The sequence below is a fragment of the Streptomyces sp. DSM 15324 genome (genome assembly GCF_001514285.1).
GTDB lineage: Bacteria > Actinomycetota > Actinomycetes > Streptomycetales > Streptomycetaceae > Streptomyces.
In genome coordinates this window covers 290,403-310,776 of the sequence record NZ_KQ949032.1, presented here as the reverse complement: position 1 = coordinate 310,776, position 20,374 = coordinate 290,403, and the positions used below count along the sequence as shown (strand labels likewise).

The 20,374-nt window shown below is 72.5% G+C and carries 24 protein-coding genes, 1 tRNA gene and 1 pseudogene; 19 read left to right on the top strand and 7 right to left on the bottom strand.

The window, feature by feature from the left end; translation table 11 throughout:
• Positions 1-23: 23 nt before the first annotated feature.
• Together AQJ58_RS29410 and AQJ58_RS29405 are read right to left on the bottom strand one after the other, a co-directional pair.
• On the bottom strand, positions 24-629 hold the full coding sequence (locus tag AQJ58_RS29410; protein WP_067255600.1) for a GNAT family N-acetyltransferase: 606 nt from the start codon (positions 627-629) through the stop codon (positions 24-26).
• Positions 622-2,745, bottom strand: a complete 2,124-nt coding sequence (locus tag AQJ58_RS29405; protein WP_067255598.1) for a penicillin acylase family protein — start codon at positions 2,743-2,745, stop codon at positions 622-624. The genes AQJ58_RS29410 and AQJ58_RS29405 overlap by 8 nt, the downstream gene beginning before the upstream one ends.
• 130 nt (positions 2,746-2,875) lie before the next feature.
• Between AQJ58_RS29405 and AQJ58_RS29400 the strand changes: the two genes are divergently transcribed.
• The 4 genes from AQJ58_RS29400 (at position 2,876) to AQJ58_RS45510 (ending at position 4,974) form a co-directional block, all read left to right on the top strand.
• Positions 2,876-3,595 carry a siderophore-interacting protein gene (locus tag AQJ58_RS29400; RefSeq protein ID WP_067255596.1) on the top strand — a complete coding sequence of 240 codons (720 nt, stop codon included), beginning with the start codon at positions 2,876-2,878 and terminating at the stop codon, positions 3,593-3,595.
• 166 nt (positions 3,596-3,761) lie between these two features.
• Entirely contained in the window at positions 3,762-4,346 is a 585-nt protein-coding gene (locus AQJ58_RS29395) for an HhH-GPD-type base excision DNA repair protein (protein ID WP_067255595.1), read from the top strand.
• 141 nt (positions 4,347-4,487) lie between these two features.
• A complete protein-coding gene (locus AQJ58_RS29390; protein WP_067255593.1) occupies positions 4,488-4,802 on the top strand; it encodes a hypothetical protein in 315 nt (104 codons plus the stop codon).
• 46 nt (positions 4,803-4,848) lie between these two features.
• Entirely contained in the window at positions 4,849-4,974 is a 126-nt protein-coding gene (locus AQJ58_RS45510) for a hypothetical protein (protein WP_267892110.1), read from the top strand.
• 372 nt (positions 4,975-5,346) lie between these two features.
• Here the strand turns inward: AQJ58_RS45510 and AQJ58_RS29385 are convergent.
• Positions 5,347-5,591 (bottom strand): annotated as a pseudogene (locus AQJ58_RS29385) (helicase HerA-like domain-containing protein); the annotation flags it as partial.
• A 68-nt stretch (positions 5,592-5,659) separates the two neighbouring features.
• Between AQJ58_RS29385 and AQJ58_RS29380 the strand changes: the two are divergent.
• Positions 5,660-5,956, top strand: coding sequence for a type II toxin-antitoxin system VapB family antitoxin (locus tag AQJ58_RS29380; RefSeq protein ID WP_067255590.1), 297 nt, complete (start codon positions 5,660-5,662; stop codon positions 5,954-5,956).
• A 160-nt stretch (positions 5,957-6,116) separates the two neighbouring features.
• A complete protein-coding gene (locus AQJ58_RS29375; protein ID WP_234360331.1) occupies positions 6,117-6,767 on the top strand; it encodes a LytR C-terminal domain-containing protein in 651 nt (216 codons plus the stop codon).
• Between the two features lie 171 nt (positions 6,768-6,938).
• Here AQJ58_RS29375 and upp read toward each other — a convergent pair whose 3' ends face one another.
• Entirely contained in the window at positions 6,939-7,574 is a 636-nt protein-coding gene (gene upp / locus AQJ58_RS29370; protein WP_067255587.1) for a uracil phosphoribosyltransferase, read from the bottom strand.
• Between the two features lie 130 nt (positions 7,575-7,704).
• Here upp and AQJ58_RS29365 point away from each other — a divergent pair, with 130 nt between their 5' ends.
• From AQJ58_RS29365 to AQJ58_RS29350, 4 genes are all read left to right on the top strand, one after another.
• On the top strand, positions 7,705-7,911 hold the full coding sequence (locus tag AQJ58_RS29365) for a hypothetical protein (protein WP_067255758.1): 207 nt from the start codon (positions 7,705-7,707) through the stop codon (positions 7,909-7,911).
• A 333-nt stretch (positions 7,912-8,244) separates the two neighbouring features.
• Complete coding sequence (locus tag AQJ58_RS29360; protein WP_067255585.1) at positions 8,245-8,769, top strand: tRNA adenosine deaminase-associated protein; 525 nt, start codon at positions 8,245-8,247, stop codon at positions 8,767-8,769.
• Positions 8,770-8,816: 47 nt separating this feature from the next.
• Complete coding sequence (tadA, locus tag AQJ58_RS29355) at positions 8,817-9,248, top strand: tRNA adenosine(34) deaminase TadA (protein WP_067255583.1); 432 nt, start codon at positions 8,817-8,819, stop codon at positions 9,246-9,248.
• Between the two features lie 68 nt (positions 9,249-9,316).
• A tRNA-Ser gene (locus AQJ58_RS29350) sits at positions 9,317-9,401 on the top strand.
• Here AQJ58_RS29350 and AQJ58_RS29345 read toward each other — a convergent pair.
• Entirely contained in the window at positions 9,396-9,650 is a 255-nt protein-coding gene (locus AQJ58_RS29345) for a PLDc N-terminal domain-containing protein (RefSeq protein WP_067255581.1), read from the bottom strand. The two genes, AQJ58_RS29350 and AQJ58_RS29345, sit on opposite strands and share 6 nt — an antisense overlap.
• Before the next feature lie 199 nt (positions 9,651-9,849).
• Here AQJ58_RS29345 and AQJ58_RS43990 point away from each other — a divergent pair, with 199 nt between their 5' ends.
• From AQJ58_RS43990 to AQJ58_RS44925, 5 genes are all read left to right on the top strand, one after another.
• Positions 9,850-10,026, top strand: a complete 177-nt coding sequence (locus tag AQJ58_RS43990; protein WP_199844713.1) for a hypothetical protein — start codon at positions 9,850-9,852, stop codon at positions 10,024-10,026.
• Between the two features lie 98 nt (positions 10,027-10,124).
• Positions 10,125-10,418, top strand: coding sequence for a Dabb family protein (locus AQJ58_RS29340; RefSeq protein WP_067255579.1), 294 nt, complete (start codon positions 10,125-10,127; stop codon positions 10,416-10,418).
• Positions 10,419-10,597: 179 nt separating this feature from the next.
• Positions 10,598-11,431, top strand: coding sequence for an RNA polymerase sigma factor SigF (locus AQJ58_RS29335; RefSeq protein ID WP_055637089.1), 834 nt, complete (start codon positions 10,598-10,600; stop codon positions 11,429-11,431).
• Positions 11,432-11,801: 370 nt separating this feature from the next.
• On the top strand, positions 11,802-12,707 hold the full coding sequence (locus AQJ58_RS29330; protein ID WP_067255577.1) for an RNA polymerase sigma factor SigF: 906 nt from the start codon (positions 11,802-11,804) through the stop codon (positions 12,705-12,707).
• Positions 12,708-13,262: 555 nt separating this feature from the next.
• A complete protein-coding gene (locus AQJ58_RS44925; protein WP_067255756.1) occupies positions 13,263-13,595 on the top strand; it encodes a hypothetical protein in 333 nt (110 codons plus the stop codon).
• A gap of 9 nt (positions 13,596-13,604) precedes the next feature.
• Here the strand turns inward: AQJ58_RS44925 and AQJ58_RS29320 are convergent, their stop codons facing one another.
• Positions 13,605-13,805 carry a hypothetical protein gene (locus AQJ58_RS29320; protein WP_067255576.1) on the bottom strand — a complete coding sequence of 67 codons (201 nt, stop codon included), beginning with the start codon at positions 13,803-13,805 and terminating at the stop codon, positions 13,605-13,607.
• Between the two features lie 1,191 nt (positions 13,806-14,996).
• Between AQJ58_RS29320 and AQJ58_RS29315 the strand changes: the two genes are divergently transcribed.
• From AQJ58_RS29315 to AQJ58_RS29300, 4 genes are all read left to right on the top strand, one after another.
• A complete protein-coding gene (locus AQJ58_RS29315; RefSeq protein WP_067255574.1) occupies positions 14,997-15,503 on the top strand; it encodes a MarR family winged helix-turn-helix transcriptional regulator in 507 nt (168 codons plus the stop codon).
• Between the two features lie 13 nt (positions 15,504-15,516).
• Complete coding sequence (locus AQJ58_RS29310) at positions 15,517-18,009, top strand: MFS transporter (RefSeq protein ID WP_067255572.1); 2,493 nt, start codon at positions 15,517-15,519, stop codon at positions 18,007-18,009.
• A 75-nt stretch (positions 18,010-18,084) separates the two neighbouring features.
• On the top strand, positions 18,085-18,951 hold the full coding sequence (locus AQJ58_RS29305; RefSeq protein WP_067255570.1) for a YceI family protein: 867 nt from the start codon (positions 18,085-18,087) through the stop codon (positions 18,949-18,951).
• Positions 18,952-18,955: 4 nt separating this feature from the next.
• Positions 18,956-19,426 (top strand): PPOX class F420-dependent oxidoreductase, encoded by a 471-nt coding sequence (locus AQJ58_RS29300; RefSeq protein WP_067255568.1) that lies wholly within the window; start codon positions 18,956-18,958, stop codon positions 19,424-19,426.
• 136 nt (positions 19,427-19,562) lie between these two features.
• Here the strand turns inward: AQJ58_RS29300 and AQJ58_RS29295 are convergent, their stop codons facing one another.
• Positions 19,563-20,354, bottom strand: coding sequence for a TetR/AcrR family transcriptional regulator (locus AQJ58_RS29295; RefSeq protein ID WP_199844712.1), 792 nt, complete (start codon positions 20,352-20,354; stop codon positions 19,563-19,565).
• Between the last annotated feature and the right edge of the window lie 20 nt (positions 20,355-20,374).

Sequence of the window (20,374 nt, the reverse complement as noted above, 5' to 3'; positions counted from 1 at the left end):
CTCTGCGAGAACAGCACCCGGCTCTACGGGAACAGCAGCTCGCGGCGCAGGAAGGCCAGTTGGGCCTTCTTCTCCGGCAGGTACACGTCCGGCAGGTCGATCTCGGGCAGGGTGACCGGCGGTCCGGCCTCGAAGCCCTGCCGCAGGAAGCGGGCGACGGCCTTCTCGTTGCGGACGTCGGGGTCGACCACGACCCGCCGCCGGTCGAGAGCGAGCAGCACGTACGTGGCGAAGACCTGCATCAGCGCCGCCGACCAGCCGGGGCGCGCGCCCCGGGCGCCGGCGGGCGCGAGGAGCACATGGACGCCGATGTCGCCGGATTCCACCTCGTACACCTCGCCGACCCGGTCCGCGGCGGGGTCGTACGTCTGGAGCAGGCCGACCGGGGTGCCGTCGAGTTCGACGAGGTAGGCGTGGTGGGTGGCGAGGCCGGCCATGTGGGCGTAGATCTCGGTGACCTGGTCGCGGGTCAGACCGTTCATGCCCCAGAACGCGGCCCGTTCCTCCCGCACCCAGCCGTGCACGACGTCCGCGTCGCCCTCGGCGTCGAGCGGGCGGATGCCCACGGTGCCGAAGCCCTCGGCGTGCTGCGTGTGGACGTAGGGGACGGGGACGTGCCGGTCAGACATCGCTCTCCTTCGTCAGCTGTGCCCAGTCGGTGACGACCGGGGCCAGCTCGCCCTTGAGCCAGAGGGGCAGCTGGTCGTGGTGGTGGGGACTGCCGGGGTGCCCGCAGGCGCCGAGCGGGACCACCCACAGGCTGTCCTCGCGGCGGGCCAGGTCCCAGACGTAACGGGCGGCCGGGCCGCGCGCGGCGAGGTCGGTCCAGCCGGGCACGGCCGTGGTGCACAGGACGCAGTCGTGGTCACCCGAGAGGGCGGGAGCCTCGTACGACGGGTCGGGCAGGGCCCGCCAGGGGGCGAGGCGATGGGTGTCGCCCCAGCGGGCGGGCGGCTGTACGGCGACCTCCTCGACGGCCTCGCGGACCAGCCGGGTCCGGTCCACGCCGTACAGCTCCTCGGCGCGCAGGAGGTGTTCGAGGGCGAAGCCGATCCGGGGCAGCAGGGCCAGCCAGGGGAGGAGGACCTCGGGGTAGGCGGGCGGGGTGGTCAGGGCGGCGAAGGCCGGGTCGGCGGCGAGCCGGCGGACCACGGCGCCGCGCAGGGCCGCGTACCGGGCCGCGTCCTCGCTGTCGGCGTCCATGCGGCGGTCCCAGCGCAGGAGGCGGGCGCGCAGTTCGGCTGCGGGGCCGGTGAGACCGTCGAGGGCGGCGAGCCGGTCGAGGAGCGGTCCGGCGGAGCCGAGGTGGGTGTCCGTGTGGACGGCGGACATGTCGGAGGCGGACCAGGTGTCCTTGCCGTCCAGCAGGGCGCGGATGCGGTCGGCGCGGTGCGGCGGGGCGAACTCGACGCCCAGGGGCGCGGCCGGGCCGCGCTGGTTGGCCATGACCGCGACGCCGTCGGTGAGTCCGGCGTGGGGCGCCGGGTGCCAGCCGGTCCATTCGTGGCCGGGCTCCCAGGCGGGGACCAGCCCGATGCCGTTGGCCTCGGCGCGCACGGGGACCCGGCCGGCGACCCGGTGCAGCAGTCCGCCCTCGGTGTCTGCGGCCTGGACGACGTTGACCGGCTCGGCCCACAGGTCGAAGGCGGCGTCCACGTCGGCGACCCGGCGGGCCCGCAGCAGGGGGAGGAGGGCGCTGAAGCCGAGGTCCTCGGTGACGCGGGGCGGGTAGCGGAGGGCGAGGGCCAGGGCCAGGGGGACGGCGGGATCGGACGACGGGGAGGTTCCTCCTGAGGTTTCTCCCGAAGGGTGCGGCACCCCGCTCTCCAGTCCCTCCGGCCCGCCGGCGATCACCGGCCCGCGCTCCGTCTCGATCACCTCCACCTCGACCGGTTCCTCCCCGGCCACCTCGACGGTCTCGGTGTGCCGGGCGGCCCGGCGCCAGACGCCGTCCGGGCCCAGGGCCTCGACGCCGGCGCCGGTGCGGCGCAGCCGTTCGCGGTAGAGGTCCTGGTAGTCGGCCATGGCGTTGGTGATGGCCCAGGCGACCGGGCCGGTGTGGCCGAAGTGGGCGATGCCGGGGACGCCGGGCACGGCGAGCCCGACGACGTCGAACTCGTCGCAGGCGAGCCGGATCTGCTGGTAGACGCCGGGATCCTCGATGAACCGGTGCGGATCACCCGCGATGACCGCCTGCCCGGTGACGGTCCGGGCGCCGCTCACCAGCCAGCCGTTGCTGCCGGAGGTGCCGGGGCCGTCGGTGGCGAACAGGCCGACCGCGTCGGGGCCGAGGTGCCGTACGGCCTCCTCCCGCCACAGCTTGGCGGGGAAACCGGCGAACAGGAGGTGGACGGAGAGCCAGACCGCGAGCGGGGTCCAGGGCTCCCAGCGGCCGGGAGCGAGCCGGACCCTGGTGAACTCGGGGGTGACGTGGAGCCCTTCGTTGACGCCGTCGACGTACGCCCGTACCCACGCGGCGGTCTCCGGGTCCTCGCGCTCCAGCCGGTCGAAGCAGCGGCGGGCGGTGCCGGCGAGGCGGGCCCGGCGGACGAGGACGTCCCAGGCGACGGCCTCCGGGCCGAGGAAGGCGGCGGAGGTGCCCTGGGCGCGGTGCCGTTCGACCTCCAGCTGCCAGGCCCGGTCGCGGGCCGTGACCAGGCCCTGGGCACGGGCGAGGGCACGGGCGTCCGCCGCGCGCAGATGCGGTATGCCCCATGTGTCCCGGTAGATGTCGGTCGTCGTCACGCCCTCACCCTGCGATCCTTCTTCACTCTCATCACCTGCGCCCGCTCCGTCACCGGCCGAGGCCAGATACTTTAGGTTAGCCTTACCTTATTATTCGGTGCGGGAAGCGTACGCGAGGAGAGCAGAGGCCATGGCGCAGGGGCGGGGCTGGGAGGGCGCGGTCCTCCGACTGATGCGGGCGAAGGACTTCACGCTGACCGTGACCGGCGCGCAGGACGTCACTCCGCGCTTCCGCCGGGTGCACCTCACCGACGGCGGGCTGCTCGCCGCGACCGGGGTGCACCCGACGATGTGGGTGCGGCTGTGGTTCGCCCACGCGGGCAGGCCGCACCAGCGGGCGTACACCCTGGTCGACCCCGACCCGGCAGCCGGCACCTTCTCGCTGGAGTTCGCCCTGCACGAGGGCGCGGCGAGCGACTGGGCGCGCGCGGCACGGCCCGGCGACACCGTCGAGGCGACCGTCCAGGGCACCGCCTTCGACACCCCCGCCCCCGCCCCGGGCCGCGTCCTCGCGATCGGCGACCCCGCCTCGCTGCCCGCGATCAACTCCCTGCTGGCCGCGCTGGACCCGGCGCCGGCGACCGTCTGGTTCGAGGGCTCCGACGGCGCGGGCGACGGCCTCCCCTTCCGCACCGACCCCGCCCGGCACGAACTGCGCCACGTCCCGCGCGCGGAGCTGGTCGAACGGGTCCGCGCCGAGCTGCCCGCCCTGCTCGCGGCCACCGCACACCCGTACGTCTGGATCGCCTGCGACACCCGCACCACCCGCACCCTCTCGGCATACGTCCGCAAGGACCTCGGCGTCCCCAGGGAACGGGTGCACGCGCTGGGGTACTGGCGGGCGGACTGAGGGGGCGGGTACCGGCGCGCGGACAGAGGGCGGGCGGGTACCGGCGCGCGGACCGAACGGGGCGGGGACCGACGGGCGGACAGAGGGCGGGCGGGTACCGGCGCGCGGACAGAGGGCGGGCGGGTACCGGCGCGCGGGCGCGGGGCCGGTCGGGGATCATCGACGCATGGACGTCACCCTTCACCTCGCCCAGGACCCCGAGGCCGACGAGTTGCTCGGCCGTTCCCCGCTGGCCGCGCTGGTCGGGATGCTGCTGGACCAGCAGGTCCCGATGGAGTGGGCGTTCAAGGGCCCGCGCACGATCGCCGACCGCCTCGGCGCCGACGATCTCGACGCGCACGACATCGCCGCCCAGGATCCCGAGGCCTTCGCCGCGCTGCTCTCCGAGAAGCCGGCCGTGCACCGCTACCCGGGCTCCATGGCCAAGCGCATCCAGCAGCTGTGCCAGTACCTCGTCGAGCACTACGACGGTGACCCCGAGGCACTCTGGAAGGACGCCGGCACCGGCAAGGACCTGCTGAAGCGGCTGGAGGCGCTGCCCGGCTTCGGCAAGCAGAAGGCCCAGATCTTCCTGGCCCTGCTCGGCAAGCAGCTCGGCGTACGACCGCAGGGCTGGCGGGAGGCCGCCGGCTCCTACGGCGAGGCGAAGTCCTTCCGGTCCGTCGCCGACATCACCGGCCCGGAGTCGCTGACGAAGGTGCGGGCGCACAAGCAGGAGATGAAGGCGGCGGCGAAGGCCGCGAAGAAGTAGGGGCGTCGCGCGCGGGGGCGGCACGCGGGGAGGGGCGCGCGGGGAGGGGCGCGCCGAGCCGGAAAGGCGCCGTCCGCCGAACGGGTGCATCCGGCCTCCACCGTGCTGAACGGCGGGCGTGTCGCGGGCACATGACCCTCCATGAGCACCGCAGCACACCTCCCTCGCCGCCGCATCTGGCTGCGGGTGCTCGTGCTGCTGCTCGCCCTGCTCGTCCCGGGCGGGCCCGCCGAGGTCTCCGCCGCCGCGTCCGTCGTCGCCGGTGAGACCGTCGATTACGACGCCGTCGACACCGCCGTCCGGCCCACCCCCGGTGACCGGCGCGCCGCCGCACCCCTGCGGCCCGCGCCCCGGCCGGCCCCGGCGCCGTGCGCACCGGCCGCGCGACCGCGCCCCGCTGCGCCTGGGACGCCGTACGCACCCCACACCCTGCGCACCGTGGTCCTGCGCTGCTGACCGACCCCCGCACCAGGTCCGTCAGCACGACGCAAGGAGCACAGCCATGCCCACCGACCCCTACGCCGTCCTGCGCGCCCTGCTGCGCGCGGAGGCGGCCCGCAGCAGCGCGCCGAAGTCGCAGGTGAAGAAGGCCGAGCAGGAGCCTCCCGTGAGGGAACGGGACCGCTGAGCCACGGGCGGAGGTGGTGGCCCGGCGGCCCGCGCCGACCGCCCGGCCACCGGGCCACCGCCTTCCGCCGGGCCCTGCCGTGTTCGCCGTGGTGGGCCTCGTGGCCGTGGTTGCCGTCGGGGGAGGGGTCGCCGTCGCGGCGCTCGCCGCCGTCAGGCTTCTCGAACGCCGATTCTCTGTCCACAGCCTGTGCATACCGCTCGCGCAGCGGGGACTCCGGTACCGGCCGGTCCGGGAAGGTCTTCACCGTGGCCCGCAGGGCTTTCCGGTCGTCGGACGTGAACGCCCGCAGCGCGCGTGCACCCGGTTGCCGAGCCGGGCCAGTACCTCGCCGGGTACCTCCTCGGGTCTGCGTGACGAAGAACACGCCGGTGCCGAGAGCTGCTCGGCGATCAGCTGGAGCGTCGTGGTCTGCCGGTTCCGGTGGCGCCGGCGACCGGGCCGTGCCGGCTGAGCACGGACAGCGGGAGACGGACCCGCGCCTCGGGCAGGCAGCGCCCGTCCCGCAGGAGGGCGCCGAGGTCCAGAGCCGAACCCGTGCACGCGTACCCGGCGGCGATCGCGTCCGCGCCCTCCGTCGACCGACCCCTCGCTCCTGTTTTGACCCCGTTCATCATGGCTTTTCCAACGTCGCACTCGGCCGCCATGGCTGCGCCCGGAAGGCCTGGGCCGGTAGGCTTTCCGTGTGATCTTCAAGCGCATCGGAAACGGCCGGCCGTACCCCGACCACGGCCGGGAAAGCACCCGGCAGTGGGCGGACGTCGCGCCGCGCCCGGTCCGCCTCGATCAGCTGGTGACGACCAAGCAGCAGCTCGACCTGGAAACCCTGCTCGCCGAGGACTCGACCTTCTACGGCGACCTCTTCGCGCACGTGCTGAAGTGGCAGGGCGACCTCTACCTGGAGGACGGGCTGCACCGCGCGGTGCGCGCGGCGCTCCAGCAGCGTCAGGTGCTGCACGCGCGCGTCCTCGAACTGGACTGAGCCGCCGAGCTGAACCGAGCGGCTCCGGGCCGTGTCGAACTCCTCCGAGCCGCTTCGGCCGTGAGCGGGGTTGGCCCTTTCGGGTTCTTTCCCCCGCTCTTGAGCGATGTCGGATGATCGTTTATTAGTCACGGCCGCCCCGGCGCACTACGCTGCGCCCATGAGCATGCTGACTCCCCCCGGCATGGGCGGCAAGTACCGGATCACGGGGGACAAGTACCCCCGTATGCGCCGTCGCCGGCGACGCGGCAGGCTGGTCGTCGTGGTCGTCGCCTGCGGTGCCGCGCTGGGCGTGGCCGGCTGGGGCACCCTGCAGCTCATCGACGTCTTCACCGGGGGCGGAGGGACGGCCTCCGCGGCCGGTTCCAAGGCCTCCTGCACGGTGAAGTCGGCCAAGGCGAGCCCGTCGGCCCCCGCCTCCCCGGCGGCCCTGCCGAGGCCCGCGCAGATCACGGTGAACGTCCTCAACGCCACCACCCGCAGCGGGCTGGCCAAGACCACCGCCGACGCGCTGGAGAAGCGCGGCTTCAAGATCGGCGAGGTGGGCAACGCGCCCAAGCAGTACGACAAGAAGGTCACCGGCGCGGCCCTGCTGCTCGGGCCGACCGCCTCGCTGAACACCTCGCTGTCCGTGCTGGCCACGCAGGTCGACGGGGCCGAGCGGCGGGCCGACGCGGCCCGCAAGGGGACCGAGGTCGATCTGATCATCGGCGACAGGTTCCAGGCGCTGAGCACCGAGGCGGAGGCGGCGAAGGCCTGGAACGTGCTGGTGTCGCCGCAGCCTACGGCGACGACGAAGAACGCCTGCTGAGGGCTTCGCCGGGTCCGTCTCTTCCGCACGGTAGTACGCGGGCTGGGGACTGCGGGCTGCGGGCTGCGGGCCGACCGTGGCCGGTCGCGCAGTTCCCCGCGGCCCCCGGCGTAGCGGGCTTCGGCCTTGCCGGCCTTCGGCCTTGCTACGCCCCTTCTGCTCGCGCGGCTGCTACTCCGCCGCGCCGTACAGGCGGTCGCCCGCGTCGCCGAGGCCCGGGACGATGTAGCCGTGGTCGTTGAGGTGGTCGTCGACGGCTGCGGTGACGACCGTCACCGGGGTGCCCGCGAGTTCGCGCTCCATGAGTTCGACGCCCTCGGGGGCGGCCAGCAGGACCACCGCGGTCACGTCGTCGGCGCCGCGCCGGATCAGCTCGCGGATCGCGGCGACCAGGGTGCCGCCGGTGGCCAGCATCGGGTCGAGGACGTAGACCTGGCGGCCGGAGAGGTCTTCGGGCATCCGCGTGGCGTACGTGGACGCCTCCAGCGTCTCCTCGTTGCGGATCATGCCCAGGAAGCCCACCTCGGCGGTCGGCAGCAGCCGGACCATGCCGTCCAGCATGCCGAGGCCCGCGCGCAGGATCGGGACGACCAGCGGACGCGGGTGGGAGAGCTTCACCCCGGTGGTCTCGGCGACCGGCGTGACGATGTCGACCTGCTCGGTGCGCACGTCACGCGTGGCCTCGTAGGCGAGCAGGGTGACCAGTTCGTCGGCCAGGCGGCGGAAGGTCGCGGAGTCCGTGCGCCGGTCGCGCAGCGCGGTGAGCTTGTGGGCGACCAGGGGGTGGTCGACGACGTGGAGACGCATATCCACAACAGTAACCGGGCGGGACCGGCCCGGCTCCCCCGCACTCGGTGAGCGGGCTTGGGCCGTTCGCCTGCATCAAACCGCCCGGGCGGGGGAAAGTGGTGGAGACGGACCCGGGGTGGTGAAGCCGATGCCTGACCTGCCGAAGCGCGACGCGCCGGAGCCTCCCGCGCGCTCGGGCGTGCCGCGGGAGACCGACGCCGAGCGCCGTCGACGCCGCGACCGCTTCCTGCGCGAGCTCACGGAGGCCCGGGAACTGCGTGACCGCGTCCAGCCCCGACGCGCCAAAAGCGCCCGTCTGCGTCACGCGATGCGCATGCGCACATTCCGCTGGTAGCCGAACGATCCCCTTGTGCCCGTACGGCACTTGGGACGTTCGGGGAAGATCGCCACCGTCACGGGTGGCACCGGGGGTGGGCGTGCGTGGGCGCACGGGAAAGCCGCGTACGATCCGCAGTGGCCGCAACGAGTGTGCTGGTGAGTCGCCTACGGACATAGTCATGGACGTGCGATCAAAACCACCGGACACAGGGAGTCGAAGACGTCCCCTGAACGCCTTGTTTCTGCCACGATTCCGAGTGGGTGGGGCTCGGAGCACAGCTCTCTCCGCCCGTAACCTCCGCCGGGGGGACCCCCAACCGGCACGCCTATGACCAGTGGGAGAGTCACGGTGTACTTCGCCGCACTGCTCGCGCGCACCGAAGACGGGTGGGAAGCGAGCGACACAGAGCTCGACGATGTGGAGACCCTGTCGGATCTCGCCGACCTGGCCCGGGAAGCCACTCCCGACGAGGACACGGTGCTCGTGCTCATCGAGCAGGAGGACTCGTGGTTCGGTGTCGTCCGCATCGATGGCGAGGAAGACCCTCGCATCTACGTCTCCGACGCCGCTGCCGCCGCTCGCAGCTCGTACGGCGAGCTGCTGCTCACCGACGAACTGCTCGGAAGGGAGCCAGGTGACGACGACCTGGACTCCCTCGACCTCGACGGCACCGAGGACGGAGAGGAGGACGAGGACGACGAGGGCGGCGCCTCCGGCTCCGCCGAGGCCGTGCCGCACGGCCCGGTCGGCGACGCCGGGATCCTCGACGACCTCGGCGTCAGCGAGAAGGAGCTGAAGTCGCTGTCCGAGGACGCCCTCACCGAGATCGCCGACGCCCTGGGCGCCTCGGAGGTCCTGGAGACCGTCCGCTGACCGCAGCCGAGGCGCCGGACCCGGTACGCGATCCCTGGCGGGCCGCCATGCGGCTCGCCCTGGACGAGGCCCGGCTGGCCGTCCGGGGCGGGGACGTCCCGGTCGGCGCCGTGGTGCTGGCTGCTGACGGCACGACGGTCCTCGCGGCCGGCCACAACGAACGCGAGGCCGCCGGCGATCCGACGGCGCACGCGGAGGTGCTCGCCCTCCGGCGGGCTGCCGCGCGGCTCGGCGAGTGGCGGCTGACCGGCTGCACGCTCGTCGTCACGCTGGAGCCCTGCACGATGTGCGCGGGCGCCCTCGTGCAGTCGCGGGTGGACCGGGTCGTCTACGGCGCCCGCGACGACAAGGCGGGCGCGGCCGGCTCCCTGTGGGACGTCGTCCGCGACCGGAGGCTCAACCACCGGCCCGAGGTCGTCGAGGGCGTCCTCGCCGAGGCGTGCGCGGGACTCCTCACGGAGTTCTTCCGCGACCGCTGACGCGTCGCCGCCGACCTCCTCGAATACCGATTTCAAACCACGCCCCCGCGTGCTGTAAGGTCTCCCTCGGTAGCGTGTCCGAGCGGCCGAAGGAGCTCGCCTCGAAAGCGAGTGTGGCGCAAGTCACCGAGGGTTCAAATCCCTCCGCTACCGCGCTTGAGCGAAGGGCTCGATCCGCTGGATCGGGCCCTTCGCCGTGTCCGCTATCGGCTTCTTGCCGAAGTAGGTCCAGAGCAGTGCGGCGCAGACCGAGCCATGGAGCAGGATCAGCAGCCACAGCAGCTTGGGCAGGAACCGCACGCGCTCCCTGGGGGTGCGGATGCAGTCGATCAGCGCCCACAGCGTGAGAGCGGCGACCAGGGCGATCAGGACCAGGACCGGCAGGTCCGCCAAGTGCAGCATGCATCTTCTCCCTTGCTGGGGCGTCGGCTCGGTTCGGTGTTCACCCCCTCATCGGACGAGGCCTGCCGATCGGTTCACGGACGCCCGAAAAAAATTCACGGGCACGCCGCACCCGGTCAAAAGCGGTGCGTAAATCGCACTTACGGTTACACTCGCCGCCGTCAACAGGGGCCCCAGCGGCCACGACAGGGGAGGCCAGGTGGCGGTGAACGCCAAGAAGATCGCCGTCTACATCATCGTGGTCTTCGTGCTCTACGTGATCATCACGGACCCGTCCCGGGCGGCGGACTACGTCCAGATAGGCTTCGAGGGCATATCGGACGCCGCCAAGGCCATCGGCGACTTCTTCACGTGGCTCGCCGACGGGGCCCACTAGCCTCCGGGCCGGCAGCCGGGCCCGGCGGCACGCACCGGCGGCACACACCGGCAGCCCGCCCCGGCAGCCCGCCTCGACAGCACGCATCGGGAGTACCCATGATCCGCCACCTGGTCCTGTTCAAGCTGAACGAGGGCGTCGAGCGCGACGACCCCCGCGTGATCGAGGGCGAGGCGGCCTTCCGGGCGCTCGACGGGCAGATCGAGGACCTGGCCTTCTGGGAACTGGGCTGGAACATCAGCGAGCGGCCCATCGCCTACGACTTCGCGATCAACTCGGCGGTCGAGGACGCGGACGCCCTGAAGCGGTACCTCGAGCACCCGGCGCACCAGGCGGGCGTCGCCCTGTGGCGGGAGTTCGCCACCTGGGTGGTCGCCGACTACACGTTCTGAGCCGCGCCCGCAGAGCCGCACAGCCCCCCGCCGGACGGCGGGGGGCTGTCGTGCGTGCACCGCCCCAACTTCTCCCTCAACACGGTGTTATGGGGTGCTTGCACACAGTGCACATGTCTTGTGATGCTATGACCGCTTTTGACGGATGAGTGGACCGATGTTGTTGACCTGACGAAGAGGTGGCGTTGACCGTGTCGGCCAGTACTGCGCCCCCTCAGGAAGAGGCCCCGGCCCCGGGCCCCGAGCGGCGCCGCGGCGCCGACACCCGGGCGCTCACCCAGGTGCTCTTCGCGGAGCTGAAGGAGCTCCAGCCGGGCACCCCGGAGCACAACCGGGTCCGCGGGGCGCTCATCGAGGCCAATCTGCCGCTCGTGCGCTACGCGGCCGCCCGGTTCCGCTCCCGCAACGAGCCGATGGAGGACGTCGTCCAGGTCGGCACCATCGGACTGATCAACGCCATCGACCGCTTCGACCCCGAGCGGGGCGTGCAGTTCCCCACCTTCGCCATGCCGACCGTCGTCGGCGAGATCAAGCGCTACTTCCGGGACAACGTCCGCACGGTCCACGTACCGCGCCGACTGCACGAGCTGTGGGTGCAGGTGAACAGCGCCACCGAGGACCTGACCACCGCCTTCGGCCGCACCCCGACCACCGCCGAGATCGCCGAGCGGCTGCGCATCGGCGAGGACGAGGTCCTGTCCTGCATCGAGGCGGGGCGGTCGTACCACGCGACCTCCCTGGAGGCCGCCCAGGAGGGCGACGGGCTGCCGGGCCTGCTGGACCGCCTCGGCTACGAGGACCCGGCCCTGGACGGCGTCGAACACCGCGACCTCGTCCGCCATCTCCTCGTGCAGCTCCCGGAACGCGAACAGAGAATCCTCCTGCTGCGCTATTACAGCAATCTCACGCAGTCTCAGATCAGCGCGGAACTCGGCGTGTCACAGATGCACGTCTCCCGGCTACTCGCGCGTAGCTTCCAGCGGCTGCGTTCCGCGAACCGCATCGAGGCCTGACGAAACGTGGGGACACGGGAGCACGGCCGTATGCACAGGCGCACAGGTGGGGCGCACGGATAGGGCGCACGGCTCTGGTTACGTCATCCGATGGTTTTTCGCATGCAGGAGCGAGAAGTCACCGGTGAGAGCGAATCCCCCATGAAGTCACTTCCCGACATATCTGCGCTGAAAAACCGTCACACCCCCTGTTTCCAGGGCTGATTCGTCACTGTGATGTCGACATGTCACTACAGCGTGTTGCCGACATGTGACATTCTCCTGGAAGCGCGTTTGCCGGGGCTTCGGCTCCGGTATTCAGGTGAAGGCTGACGTTCTCCAGTGACGGAGGACGAACGCCGCGACCGTCCCGCGACCCAAAGGGGGTGGCATGTCCGCAGACCAGGGCAGCTCGAAGGTGCTCACGCTCACCAAGAGCGAGACCGAGCCCGTCGCGCCCGTCGAGCCCGATGTGCTCGACGACGTCACGGCCCTCGAGGCCGCCGCGCCGGCTCCGGCCCTCCCGTCCTCCGGTGCCATCGACACCCGCACCCTGTCCCGCTCCCTGTTCCTGCGACTGGCCGCACTCGACGAGAACAGCCCCGAACGGGTCTACGTCCGGGACACCCTCATCGAGCTCAACCTCCCCCTCGTCCGCTACGCCGCCGCCCGCTTCCGCTCACGGAACGAGCCGATGGAGGACATCGTCCAGGTCGGCACGATCGGCCTGATCAAGGCGATCGACCGCTTCGACTGCGAACGCGGCGTGGAGTTCCCGACGTTCGCGATGCCGACGGTCGTGGGCGAGATCAAGCGGTTCTTCCGCGACACCTCGTGGTCCGTCCGCGTCCCGCGCCGGCTCCAGGAGCTGCGCCTGGCCCTCACCAAGGCCAGCGACGAGCTCTCGCAGAAGCTGGACCGCTCGCCGACGGTCGCCGAACTCGCCGCGGTCCTCGGCGTCTCCGAGGAGGACGTGGTCGACGGCCTCGCCGTCGGCAACGCCTACACGGCCTCCTCGCTGGACTCCCCGGCCCCCGAGGACGACGGCGGCGAGGGCTCCCTGGCCGACCGTCTCGGCTACGAGGACACGGCACTGGAGGGCGTGGAGTACCGGGAGTCGCTCAAGCCCCTTCTCGCCAAGCTCCCGCCGCGCGAGCGGCGCATCATCATGCTGCGCTTCTTCGCCAACATGACCCAGTCCCAGATCGGCGAGGAGGTCGGCATCTCGCAGATGCACGTCTCCCGCCTCCTGACCCGCACCCTGGCCCAGCTCCGCGAGGGCCTGATCTCGGACTGAGAGGGTTCCTGACCGAGGGTTCCTGACCGAGGGTTCCTTACGGCGGGTTCCCTACGATGAGTTCCCTACAGCCGGTTCCTTACTGACGCACTGCCAGCCGCACGTTCGCGATACGCGCGACAGCGGAAGCAAGGTCGGAACGGTCACGCGGCCGTCGGCGGGCCCTGTGGGGGCTGTCGGCGGCCGTCGTCGTCGGGGCCGGGGCGGCGGGCGCCCTCATGGCGTACGGCGGTGGCGGGCACGGCCGGGACTGCGTCGCGGTCGGCGCCCCGGGCGGGAGACCGCCGTCGGCGGCGCCCACGGGAGGCGTACGGCTGGTGCCGCTGGACGGACCGACGGACACCACCGGCCCGTCGTCGGCGCCGGCGACGAGGACTCCGGGCGCCCCTGGGACGTCGGCGGCCGGCCCCGCCCGCGCCGGGTGCCGGCTCACCCCCGCGGACCACGGGCCCGGGCGGGGATGCGGACGCAGGCGTCGGTGCGGGCGCGGAGGGGGGCACTGACATGGGCTCGGACGCGGGCGGCCCATCGCCGCAGGTGCCGTCACCGCCGCCCTTGCCCCAACCCACCGGCACGGCCGCCGCCGTCGCCCCGCTCACGAGCGATCCCGTACGCACGCCCACCGAGCACCGCCGGTGCGAGGACGTGACGCCGGCCTTCCGCAATGCGGGTGGCGTGCCGGTGCGGTCGGGCGCGGTCACCTTCGGGACGCACGTCGTCGACGCCCTCGGCATCGACTGGTCCACCGTCGAGTCGACGGTGGTGTTCCCCGCGCCCCTCGCCCCCGGTGAGCGCAAGGAGCGGACCTGGACGGTGTGCGTCGAGGCCTGGAGGGTGCCGCCGGGGACGCGGGTCGAGACGCGGAAGGTGTCGGTGCGGTGGGAGTAGGGGCGTCGGTTACTTCAGCGCCAGCCAGGCGACCGCCGCCACGATCGCCACGGCGGCGACGATGCCGATGATCAGACCGAGGCGGGGACCGGCCGGCGCGGGCGCCTGACGGGAGGTGGCCTGGGGGCCGCCCTCGTCGACGAACGCGCGGAACATCTGGGTGCTGCCGGCGGGGTCGTGATTGCCCTGCGGGCCCTGGGTGTTAGCCATGGCCAGAGACCCTAGCGAAAACGACGGCGACGGCCCAAGCGGGGGTCCGGCACGCGGCCGGCACGCGGCCCGGCACGCGGCCCGGCACGCGGCCATGCGGTCCGGACGCGGTCCGGCACCAGGCCGGGCACAAGGACCGGAACGCGGTCCGGCACAGGGGCGGGGCGACACCAGCACAAGGCCCGCCACCAGGCCCGGCACAAGGACCGGGACGCGATGCGGGACGAGGTCCGCCACCAGGCCCGGCACGAGGTCCGCCACCAGCCCGGCACAGGGACCGGGACGCGATGCGGGACGAGGTCCGCCACCAGGCCCGGCACAAAGCCCGGGACACGGTCCGCCACCAGGCCCGGCACGCGGCCCGGGACGAGACCCGCCACCAGGCCCGCCACGTGGTCCGGGACGAGGCCCGCCACATGGTCCCGGGACAAGGCCCGGCACAAGGTCAGGGACGAGGCCCGCCACCAGACCCGGCACGCGGTCCGGCACGAGGCTGGCATAAGGCCCGCCACAACGCCCGGGACGAGGCCCGCCACCAGACCCGGCACGCGGTCCGGCACGAGGCTGGCATAAGGCCCGCCACAACGCCCGGGACGAGGCCCGCCACCAGGCCCGCCATAAGGCCCGGCACGAGGCTGGCACAAGGGCCGGGACGAGGCCCGCCACCAGGCCCGGCACGTGGTCCCGGGACAAGACCCGGCGAAAGGTCCGCCGCGCGGTCCGGCACCAGGCCCGGCACGTGGTCCGGGACGACACACCAGCACAAGGCCCAGCTCCAGGCCCGGCACGATGCTGGCACAAGCCCCGCCACAACGCCCGGGACGAGGCCCGGCACGCGGTCCGGGACGCGGTCCGGGACGCGGTCCGGGACGCGGTCCGGGACAAGGCCCGGCACCAGGCCCGGCACCAGGCCCGGCACGAGATCCGGCACCAGGCCCGGCACAAGGTCGGCTACCAGGCCCCGCCACAAGGCCCGCCCACCAGGCCCCGCTACAAGGTCCCGCCACAAGGTCCCGTGAGGACACCCGCAGAGGCGCCCGCTTCCGGCCGTCCTCGCCGCCGCCCACCTGCCCGTTTACCCCCGCAATACTTGCCTTTGCCAACTTTTTGCGGCCACCCCCCCTCTTTTATTTGCCTGCGGCAACCAATCGTTTCTATGGTTGCCCCAAGCAACAAACCAAGGGAGGTGCGATGGCCGCGCAGACGCAGTACGAGGAACTGGTGCGTCAGCTCAGTGCCTTCTCAGTCGTGAAGCGGGACCTCGGACGGATCACCCCGGCCGACTGCTCCCCCGGCTCCGCCGCCGTGCTCGCCCTCCTCGGCCGCCACGGAGACATGCGCATGAGCAATCTCTCCGAGCTGCTCGCGGTCGACATGTCGGTGACCAGCCGCCATGTCGCCCATCTCGCCGAGCGCGGCTGGATCGACCGTTCCCCGGACCCGGCGGACAAGCGCTCGCGCATCCTGCGCCTCACCCCCGAGGGCGGCGCGGTGCTCGCCGAGCTGTCCCGGCGCAGTGTCGCCCTGCTGGCGGAGCGCCTCCGCGACTGGTCCGACGACGAGATCGGCCAGCTCATCCGGCTGATGACCCGGCTGCGCGCCAGCTTCGGCGACGGCCGGACCACCCCGCACCGGCAGCCGCCACCCCAGCCGCCACCGCCTCCCCCGTTGCACGAGACCACCCGTACACCCGCGTAAGAGAAGGAAGACCATGGCAACGACCACACCGGCCGGTGTGCGGGCCCACGCCAAGCACGGGGGCGGGCACGACGCCCACGCCCCGATGACGCACCGGCAGATCATGGAGGCCCTGTCCGGCCTTCTGCTCGGCATGTTCGTGGCGATCCTGTCGTCCACGATCGTCTCCAACGCCCTCCCGGAGATCATCGGCGACCTCGGCGGCGGCCAGTCCGCCTACACCTGGGTGGTCACCGCCACCCTGCTGGCGATGACCGCGACCACCCCGCTGTGGGGCAAGCTCGCCGACCTCTACGACAAGAAGGCGCTCGTCCAGATCGCGCTGGTCGTCTACGTCCTCGGATCGGCGGCCGCCGGGCTCTCGCAGAACCCCGGCATGCTGATCGCCTGCCGTGTCGTGCAGGGCGTCGGCGTCGGCGGTCTCTCCGCCCTCGCGCAGATCGTGATGGCCGCGATGATCTCGCCGCGGGAGCGCGGCCGCTACTCCGGCTACCTCGGCGCGACCTTCGCCGTCGCCACCGTCGGCGGCCCGCTGCTCGGCGGTGTCATCACCGACACCTCGTGGCTGGGCTGGCGCTGGTGCTTCTACGTCGGCGTCCCCTTCGCCGTGATCGCGCTGATCGTGCTGCAGAAGACCCTGCACCTGCCGGTCGTGAAGCGGGACGTGAAGGTCGACTGGGCCGGCGCGTTCTTCATCTCCGCCGCCGTCTCCCTGCTGCTCGTCTGGGTCACCTTCGCGGGTGACAAGTACGACTGGCTGTCCTGGCAGACGTACACGATGGTCGCGGGCTCGGTCCTGCTCGGCGCGGTGTTCGTGCTGGTCGAGTCGAAGGCCGCCGAGCCGATCATCCCGCTGCGGCTGTTCCGCAACCGGACCATCACCCTCTCCTCCATCGCCTCGATGTTCGTGGGCGTGGCGATGTTCTCCGGCACGGTGTTCTTCGCCCAGTACTTCCAGTTGGCCCGCGACGAGTCCCCGACCATGTCCGGGGTGCTCACCATCCCGATGATCGGCGGTCTGTTCGTCTCCTCCACCGTCTCCGGGCAGTTCATCACCCGCACCGGCAAGTGGAAGGTCTGGCTGGTCAGCGGCGGTGTGCTCATCACGGCGGGCCTCGGTCTGCTGGGCACCATCCGCTACGACACGGACTACTGGAAGACCGCTGTCTTCATGGCGCTGCTGGGCCTCGGCGTCGGCATGATGATGCAGAACCTGGTGCTGTCCACGCAGAACCAGGTGGACCCGAAGGATCTCGGCTCCGCCAGCTCGACCGTCACCTTCTTCCGCTCCCTCGGCGGGGCGATGGGCGTCTCGGCGCTCGGTGCCGTCATGGCCGACCGCATCACCGACTACGCCAAGGACGGCATCGCCGGTCTCGGCCCGAAGTACGCCGCGCTCGCCTCCGGTTCCAGCTCCTCCGGCACGATCCCGGACATGGACAAGCTGCCCGCGCCGCTGCGCACGGTGATGGAGGACGCGTACGGCCACGGCATCGCGGACATCTTCCTGATCGCCTCCGGGCTGGCCCTGCTCGCCTTCCTGATCACCCTGTTCATCAAGGAGATCCCGCTGCGGACGAAGGGCGCGCTGGCCCACGCGGCGGAGACGGAGGCGGAGACGGAGGCCGAGGCCGAGGCCGAGGAGCTGACCCCGGCGGAGGCGCACGCAGAGGCGCAGGCGGACGCGACGGCTCCCGCGCCGGTGGACCAGCAGCACGCGCCCGGACCCGTCCAGGAGCCCGGTTCCGGTGTCCCCGTCCGCGGTGTCGTCCGGGGCGCGGAGAGCGCGCCGGTCCCGCAGGCCGCCGTCACGCTGATCTCCCTGGCCGGACGGCAACTGGGCCGGTCGGTCGCGCAGGCCGACGGTGCCTACGCACTGGACGCGCCCGGGACCGGGTCGTACGTCCTGATCGCCGCGGCGGACGGGTTCCAGCCGCAGGCCTCCACGATCGTCGTGAACGGCGAGCCGCTCGCGTACGACATCCTGCTCAGCGGGACCAGTGGGCTCAGCGGGTCGGTGCGGGCCTCCGGTTCGGGGGAGGGCGTCAAGGACGCGATGGTCGTCGTCACCGATGTGCGCGGCGAGCTGCTGGCCACCGCGGCCACCGGTGACCAGGGGGAGTTCGCCGTCGGCGAGCTGGTGCCGGGTGCGGTGACCGTCGCGGTGAACGCCGCCGGGTTCCGGCCGCGGGCGCTGCCCGTGGAGATCGGCGGGACCGGGGTGACCCGGCTGGAGGTCGCGCTCGACGCGGGCGCGCAGCTCCGGGGAGTCGTCCGGGCGCCGCACGGGCCGCTGGCCGACGCGCGGGTGACGCTCGTCGACGCGGCGGGCAACGTCCTGGGCTCGGCCACGACCGGCGCGGACGGGGCGTACGCCTTCGCGGACCTGGACGGCGGCGAGTACACGGTCATCGCGACCGGCTATCCGCCGGTGGCCAGTGCGCTGACGGTGACCGGGGCCGGCGTCGACGGCCATGACATCGAGCTCGCCCACCCGGGCGAGTAGCACGACCGCGGGCGGGGGCGGCGGGGTGTACCCCGCCGCCCCCGCCCCGTTCTTTCCCACGAGGAGTTACCTGAGATGGCACTGACCGCGAGGATCCGCACCCGCGACGGATGGGCCGTGTCGCACGCGGTCGTCACGGTGACCGACATGGCCGGGACGCAGAAGCTGCGGGCCGAGGCGGACGACGAGGGCGTCGTGCGCGACGCGTCGGGGCTCGCGCCGGGGCCGTACACCGTGATCGTCACGGCCGTCGGGTACGCGCCCGTCGCCTCCACCGCGCTCGTCACCGCGGGCGGCCGGGTCGAGGTGGGCACGGTGACGCTGGCCCGGCAGGGCGGGACGGAGCTGCCGGCGCCCGGGCCGTGGACGGTCGACCCGGCGCACTCCACGGTCGCCGCGGTCGCCCGGCACCTTGGCCTCTCCAGTGTGCGGGGCCACTTCACCGACTTCTCGGCGTCGATCGAGATCGCCGCGGACGACGTGACGAAATCCCGGGTGGAGGCGGTGATCCGGGCCGGCTCCCTCGACACCGGCAACGGCACGCGCGACACGCATCTGCGGTCGGCGGACTTCCTGGACGTCGAGGAGCACCCGGAGATCACCTACCGCTCGACCGGGCTGACGGTCGCGGGACCCGACCGCTGGACCGTCCACGGCGAGCTGTCCCTGCGGGGAGTCGTACGGCCCGTCGACCTGGACCTCGCCTGCCTCGGCACCGGCGCCGACCCCTGGGGCGGCACCCGGGCCGCCTTCCGCGCGACGGCCGAACTCCACCGCGAGGACTTCGCGATGAACTACAACCAGGTCGTCCGGGCGGGCATCGCCGCGATCGGTACGACCCTGAAGGTGGAGCTGGAGGTGCAGGCGGTGCGGGGCGAGTCGCTGCCCGGTGCGCAGGACCGGCCGGGTCACGTGCGGAAGCCCCGCGTCCACCTAGGCTGACGGCATGGCACCGAACATCGCGACCAACACGACCGTCTCGCTCGACGAGCTGCTGGACTTCGTACGACCCCGTCACCGCGCGATCCTGCTGACCCGGCGGGGTGACGGCGGGCCCCAGGCGTCCCCGCTGACCTGCGGCGTCGACGACTCGGGGCGGATCGTCGTCTCCACCTACCCCGAGCGGGCCAAGACGCGCAACGCCAAGCGGGACGAGCGCGTGAGCGTGCTCGTCCTCAGCGACGACTGGGACGGGCCGTGGGTGCAGATCGACGGGACCGCGGAGGTGCTCGACGTGCCGGAGTCCGTCGAGCCGCTGGTGGAGTACTTCCGCAACATCGCGGGGGAGCATCCCGACTGGGAGGAGTACCGGGCGGCGATGGTGCGCCAGGGGAAGTCGATCATCCGGATCACCCCCGTGCGGTGGGGGCCGGTCGCGACCGGCGGCTTTCCCGCGCGGCTCGCTCCGCAGGGGTGAGCGCCTGCTGACCCGGGGCGCCCCGGCATCCTGAGGGGTGCGGGGCACGGGTTCGGAGTGCGGGTGTTGGGGTGCGGGTGCGGGGTGCGGGTGCGTTGTGGCTTGTCGCGCAGTGCCCTGCGCCCCTGGAACCTGGCTAGCTGTCCTTGGCCTCGGCCTTGGCCGCCTCGGCCCTGGCCGCCATCGCTTCGATTCCTGCGATCAGCAGGTCCAAGGCGTAATCGAAGTCCCTCTCCCACATCTCCTCGACCGTGTCGCCGCCCCGGGCCGCCATGATGTCCTCGCTCTCCTTGACGACGTCGGCGGCCTGGGGGGCCTGGGTGACCGTGGTGAGGGCCTGGCGGAAGTAGGCGTCGGGGGTCAGGCCGACGGCTGCGGAGCGGGTGATGAAGTGGCCCTCGATCGTGCCGTAGCCGTACACGAACTGGAAGACGGCGGAGGTGGCCGCCGCCAGCCCGTGGGTGGGCAGACCGGTGCGGCGGACCACCTGCTGGACGGTGCGGGAGAACGCGAGGTGGTTCGGCCCGATGTTGAGGAACGTGCCCGCCAGCGGGGACACCCAGGGGTGGCGGACCAGCAGGGCGCGGTAGGAGCGGGCCAGGGCGCGCAGCTGGTCGCGCCAGTCCTCGTCCTGGCGCGCCGGGTCGGGCAGCCGCATGCCCTCGAAGGTGGCGTCCAGGGCGAGTTCGAGCAGGTCGTCCTTGGTGTCGACGTACCAGTACACGGACATCGCCGTCACGTTCAGCTCGGCCGCCAGTCGCCGCATGGAGAACTTGGCGAGACCCTCCGCGTCCAGCAGCCGTACGGTGACCTCGGTGATCCGGGTCCGGTCGAGTCCGGAGGGCTGGCCGCCGCCCCGGCCGCGCCGCCGCGCCCTGCCCTCCAGCCACACGCTGTGGTGCTTGGCGTCCTTGCCGGTCTCGGCCATGGCAGGGCACCTTCCTCCTC

Excerpts from the sequence above, each read along its gene's own strand:
- AQJ58_RS29410 (WP_067255600.1), bottom strand. The coding sequence starts at position 629 with ATGTCTGACCGGCACGTCCCCGTCCCCTACGTCCACACGCAGCACGCC.
- AQJ58_RS29400 (WP_067255596.1), top strand. The coding sequence starts at position 2,876 with ATGGCGCAGGGGCGGGGCTGGGAGGGCGCGGTCCTCCGACTGATGCGG.
- AQJ58_RS29395 (WP_067255595.1), top strand. The coding sequence starts at position 3,762 with ATGGACGTCACCCTTCACCTCGCCCAGGACCCCGAGGCCGACGAGTTG.
- AQJ58_RS29390 (WP_067255593.1), top strand. The coding sequence starts at position 4,488 with ATGAGCACCGCAGCACACCTCCCTCGCCGCCGCATCTGGCTGCGGGTG.
- AQJ58_RS45510 (WP_267892110.1), top strand. The coding sequence starts at position 4,849 with ATGCCCACCGACCCCTACGCCGTCCTGCGCGCCCTGCTGCGCGCGGAG.
- AQJ58_RS29375 (WP_234360331.1), top strand. The coding sequence starts at position 6,117 with ATGAGCATGCTGACTCCCCCCGGCATGGGCGGCAAGTACCGGATCACG.
- upp (WP_067255587.1), bottom strand. The coding sequence starts at position 7,574 with ATGCGTCTCCACGTCGTCGACCACCCCCTGGTCGCCCACAAGCTCACC.
- AQJ58_RS29365 (WP_067255758.1), top strand. The coding sequence starts at position 7,705 with ATGCCTGACCTGCCGAAGCGCGACGCGCCGGAGCCTCCCGCGCGCTCG.
- tadA (WP_067255583.1), top strand. The coding sequence starts at position 8,817 with ATGCGGCTCGCCCTGGACGAGGCCCGGCTGGCCGTCCGGGGCGGGGAC.
- AQJ58_RS29345 (WP_067255581.1), bottom strand. The coding sequence starts at position 9,650 with ATGCTGCACTTGGCGGACCTGCCGGTCCTGGTCCTGATCGCCCTGGTC.
- AQJ58_RS29340 (WP_067255579.1), top strand. The coding sequence starts at position 10,125 with ATGATCCGCCACCTGGTCCTGTTCAAGCTGAACGAGGGCGTCGAGCGC.
- AQJ58_RS29330 (WP_067255577.1), top strand. The coding sequence starts at position 11,802 with ATGTCCGCAGACCAGGGCAGCTCGAAGGTGCTCACGCTCACCAAGAGC.
- AQJ58_RS29320 (WP_067255576.1), bottom strand. The coding sequence starts at position 13,805 with ATGGCTAACACCCAGGGCCCGCAGGGCAATCACGACCCCGCCGGCAGC.
- AQJ58_RS29315 (WP_067255574.1), top strand. The coding sequence starts at position 14,997 with ATGGCCGCGCAGACGCAGTACGAGGAACTGGTGCGTCAGCTCAGTGCC.
- AQJ58_RS29310 (WP_067255572.1), top strand. The coding sequence starts at position 15,517 with ATGGCAACGACCACACCGGCCGGTGTGCGGGCCCACGCCAAGCACGGG.
- AQJ58_RS29305 (WP_067255570.1), top strand. The coding sequence starts at position 18,085 with ATGGCACTGACCGCGAGGATCCGCACCCGCGACGGATGGGCCGTGTCG.
- AQJ58_RS29300 (WP_067255568.1), top strand. The coding sequence starts at position 18,956 with ATGGCACCGAACATCGCGACCAACACGACCGTCTCGCTCGACGAGCTG.
- AQJ58_RS29295 (WP_199844712.1), bottom strand. The coding sequence starts at position 20,354 with ATGGCCGAGACCGGCAAGGACGCCAAGCACCACAGCGTGTGGCTGGAG.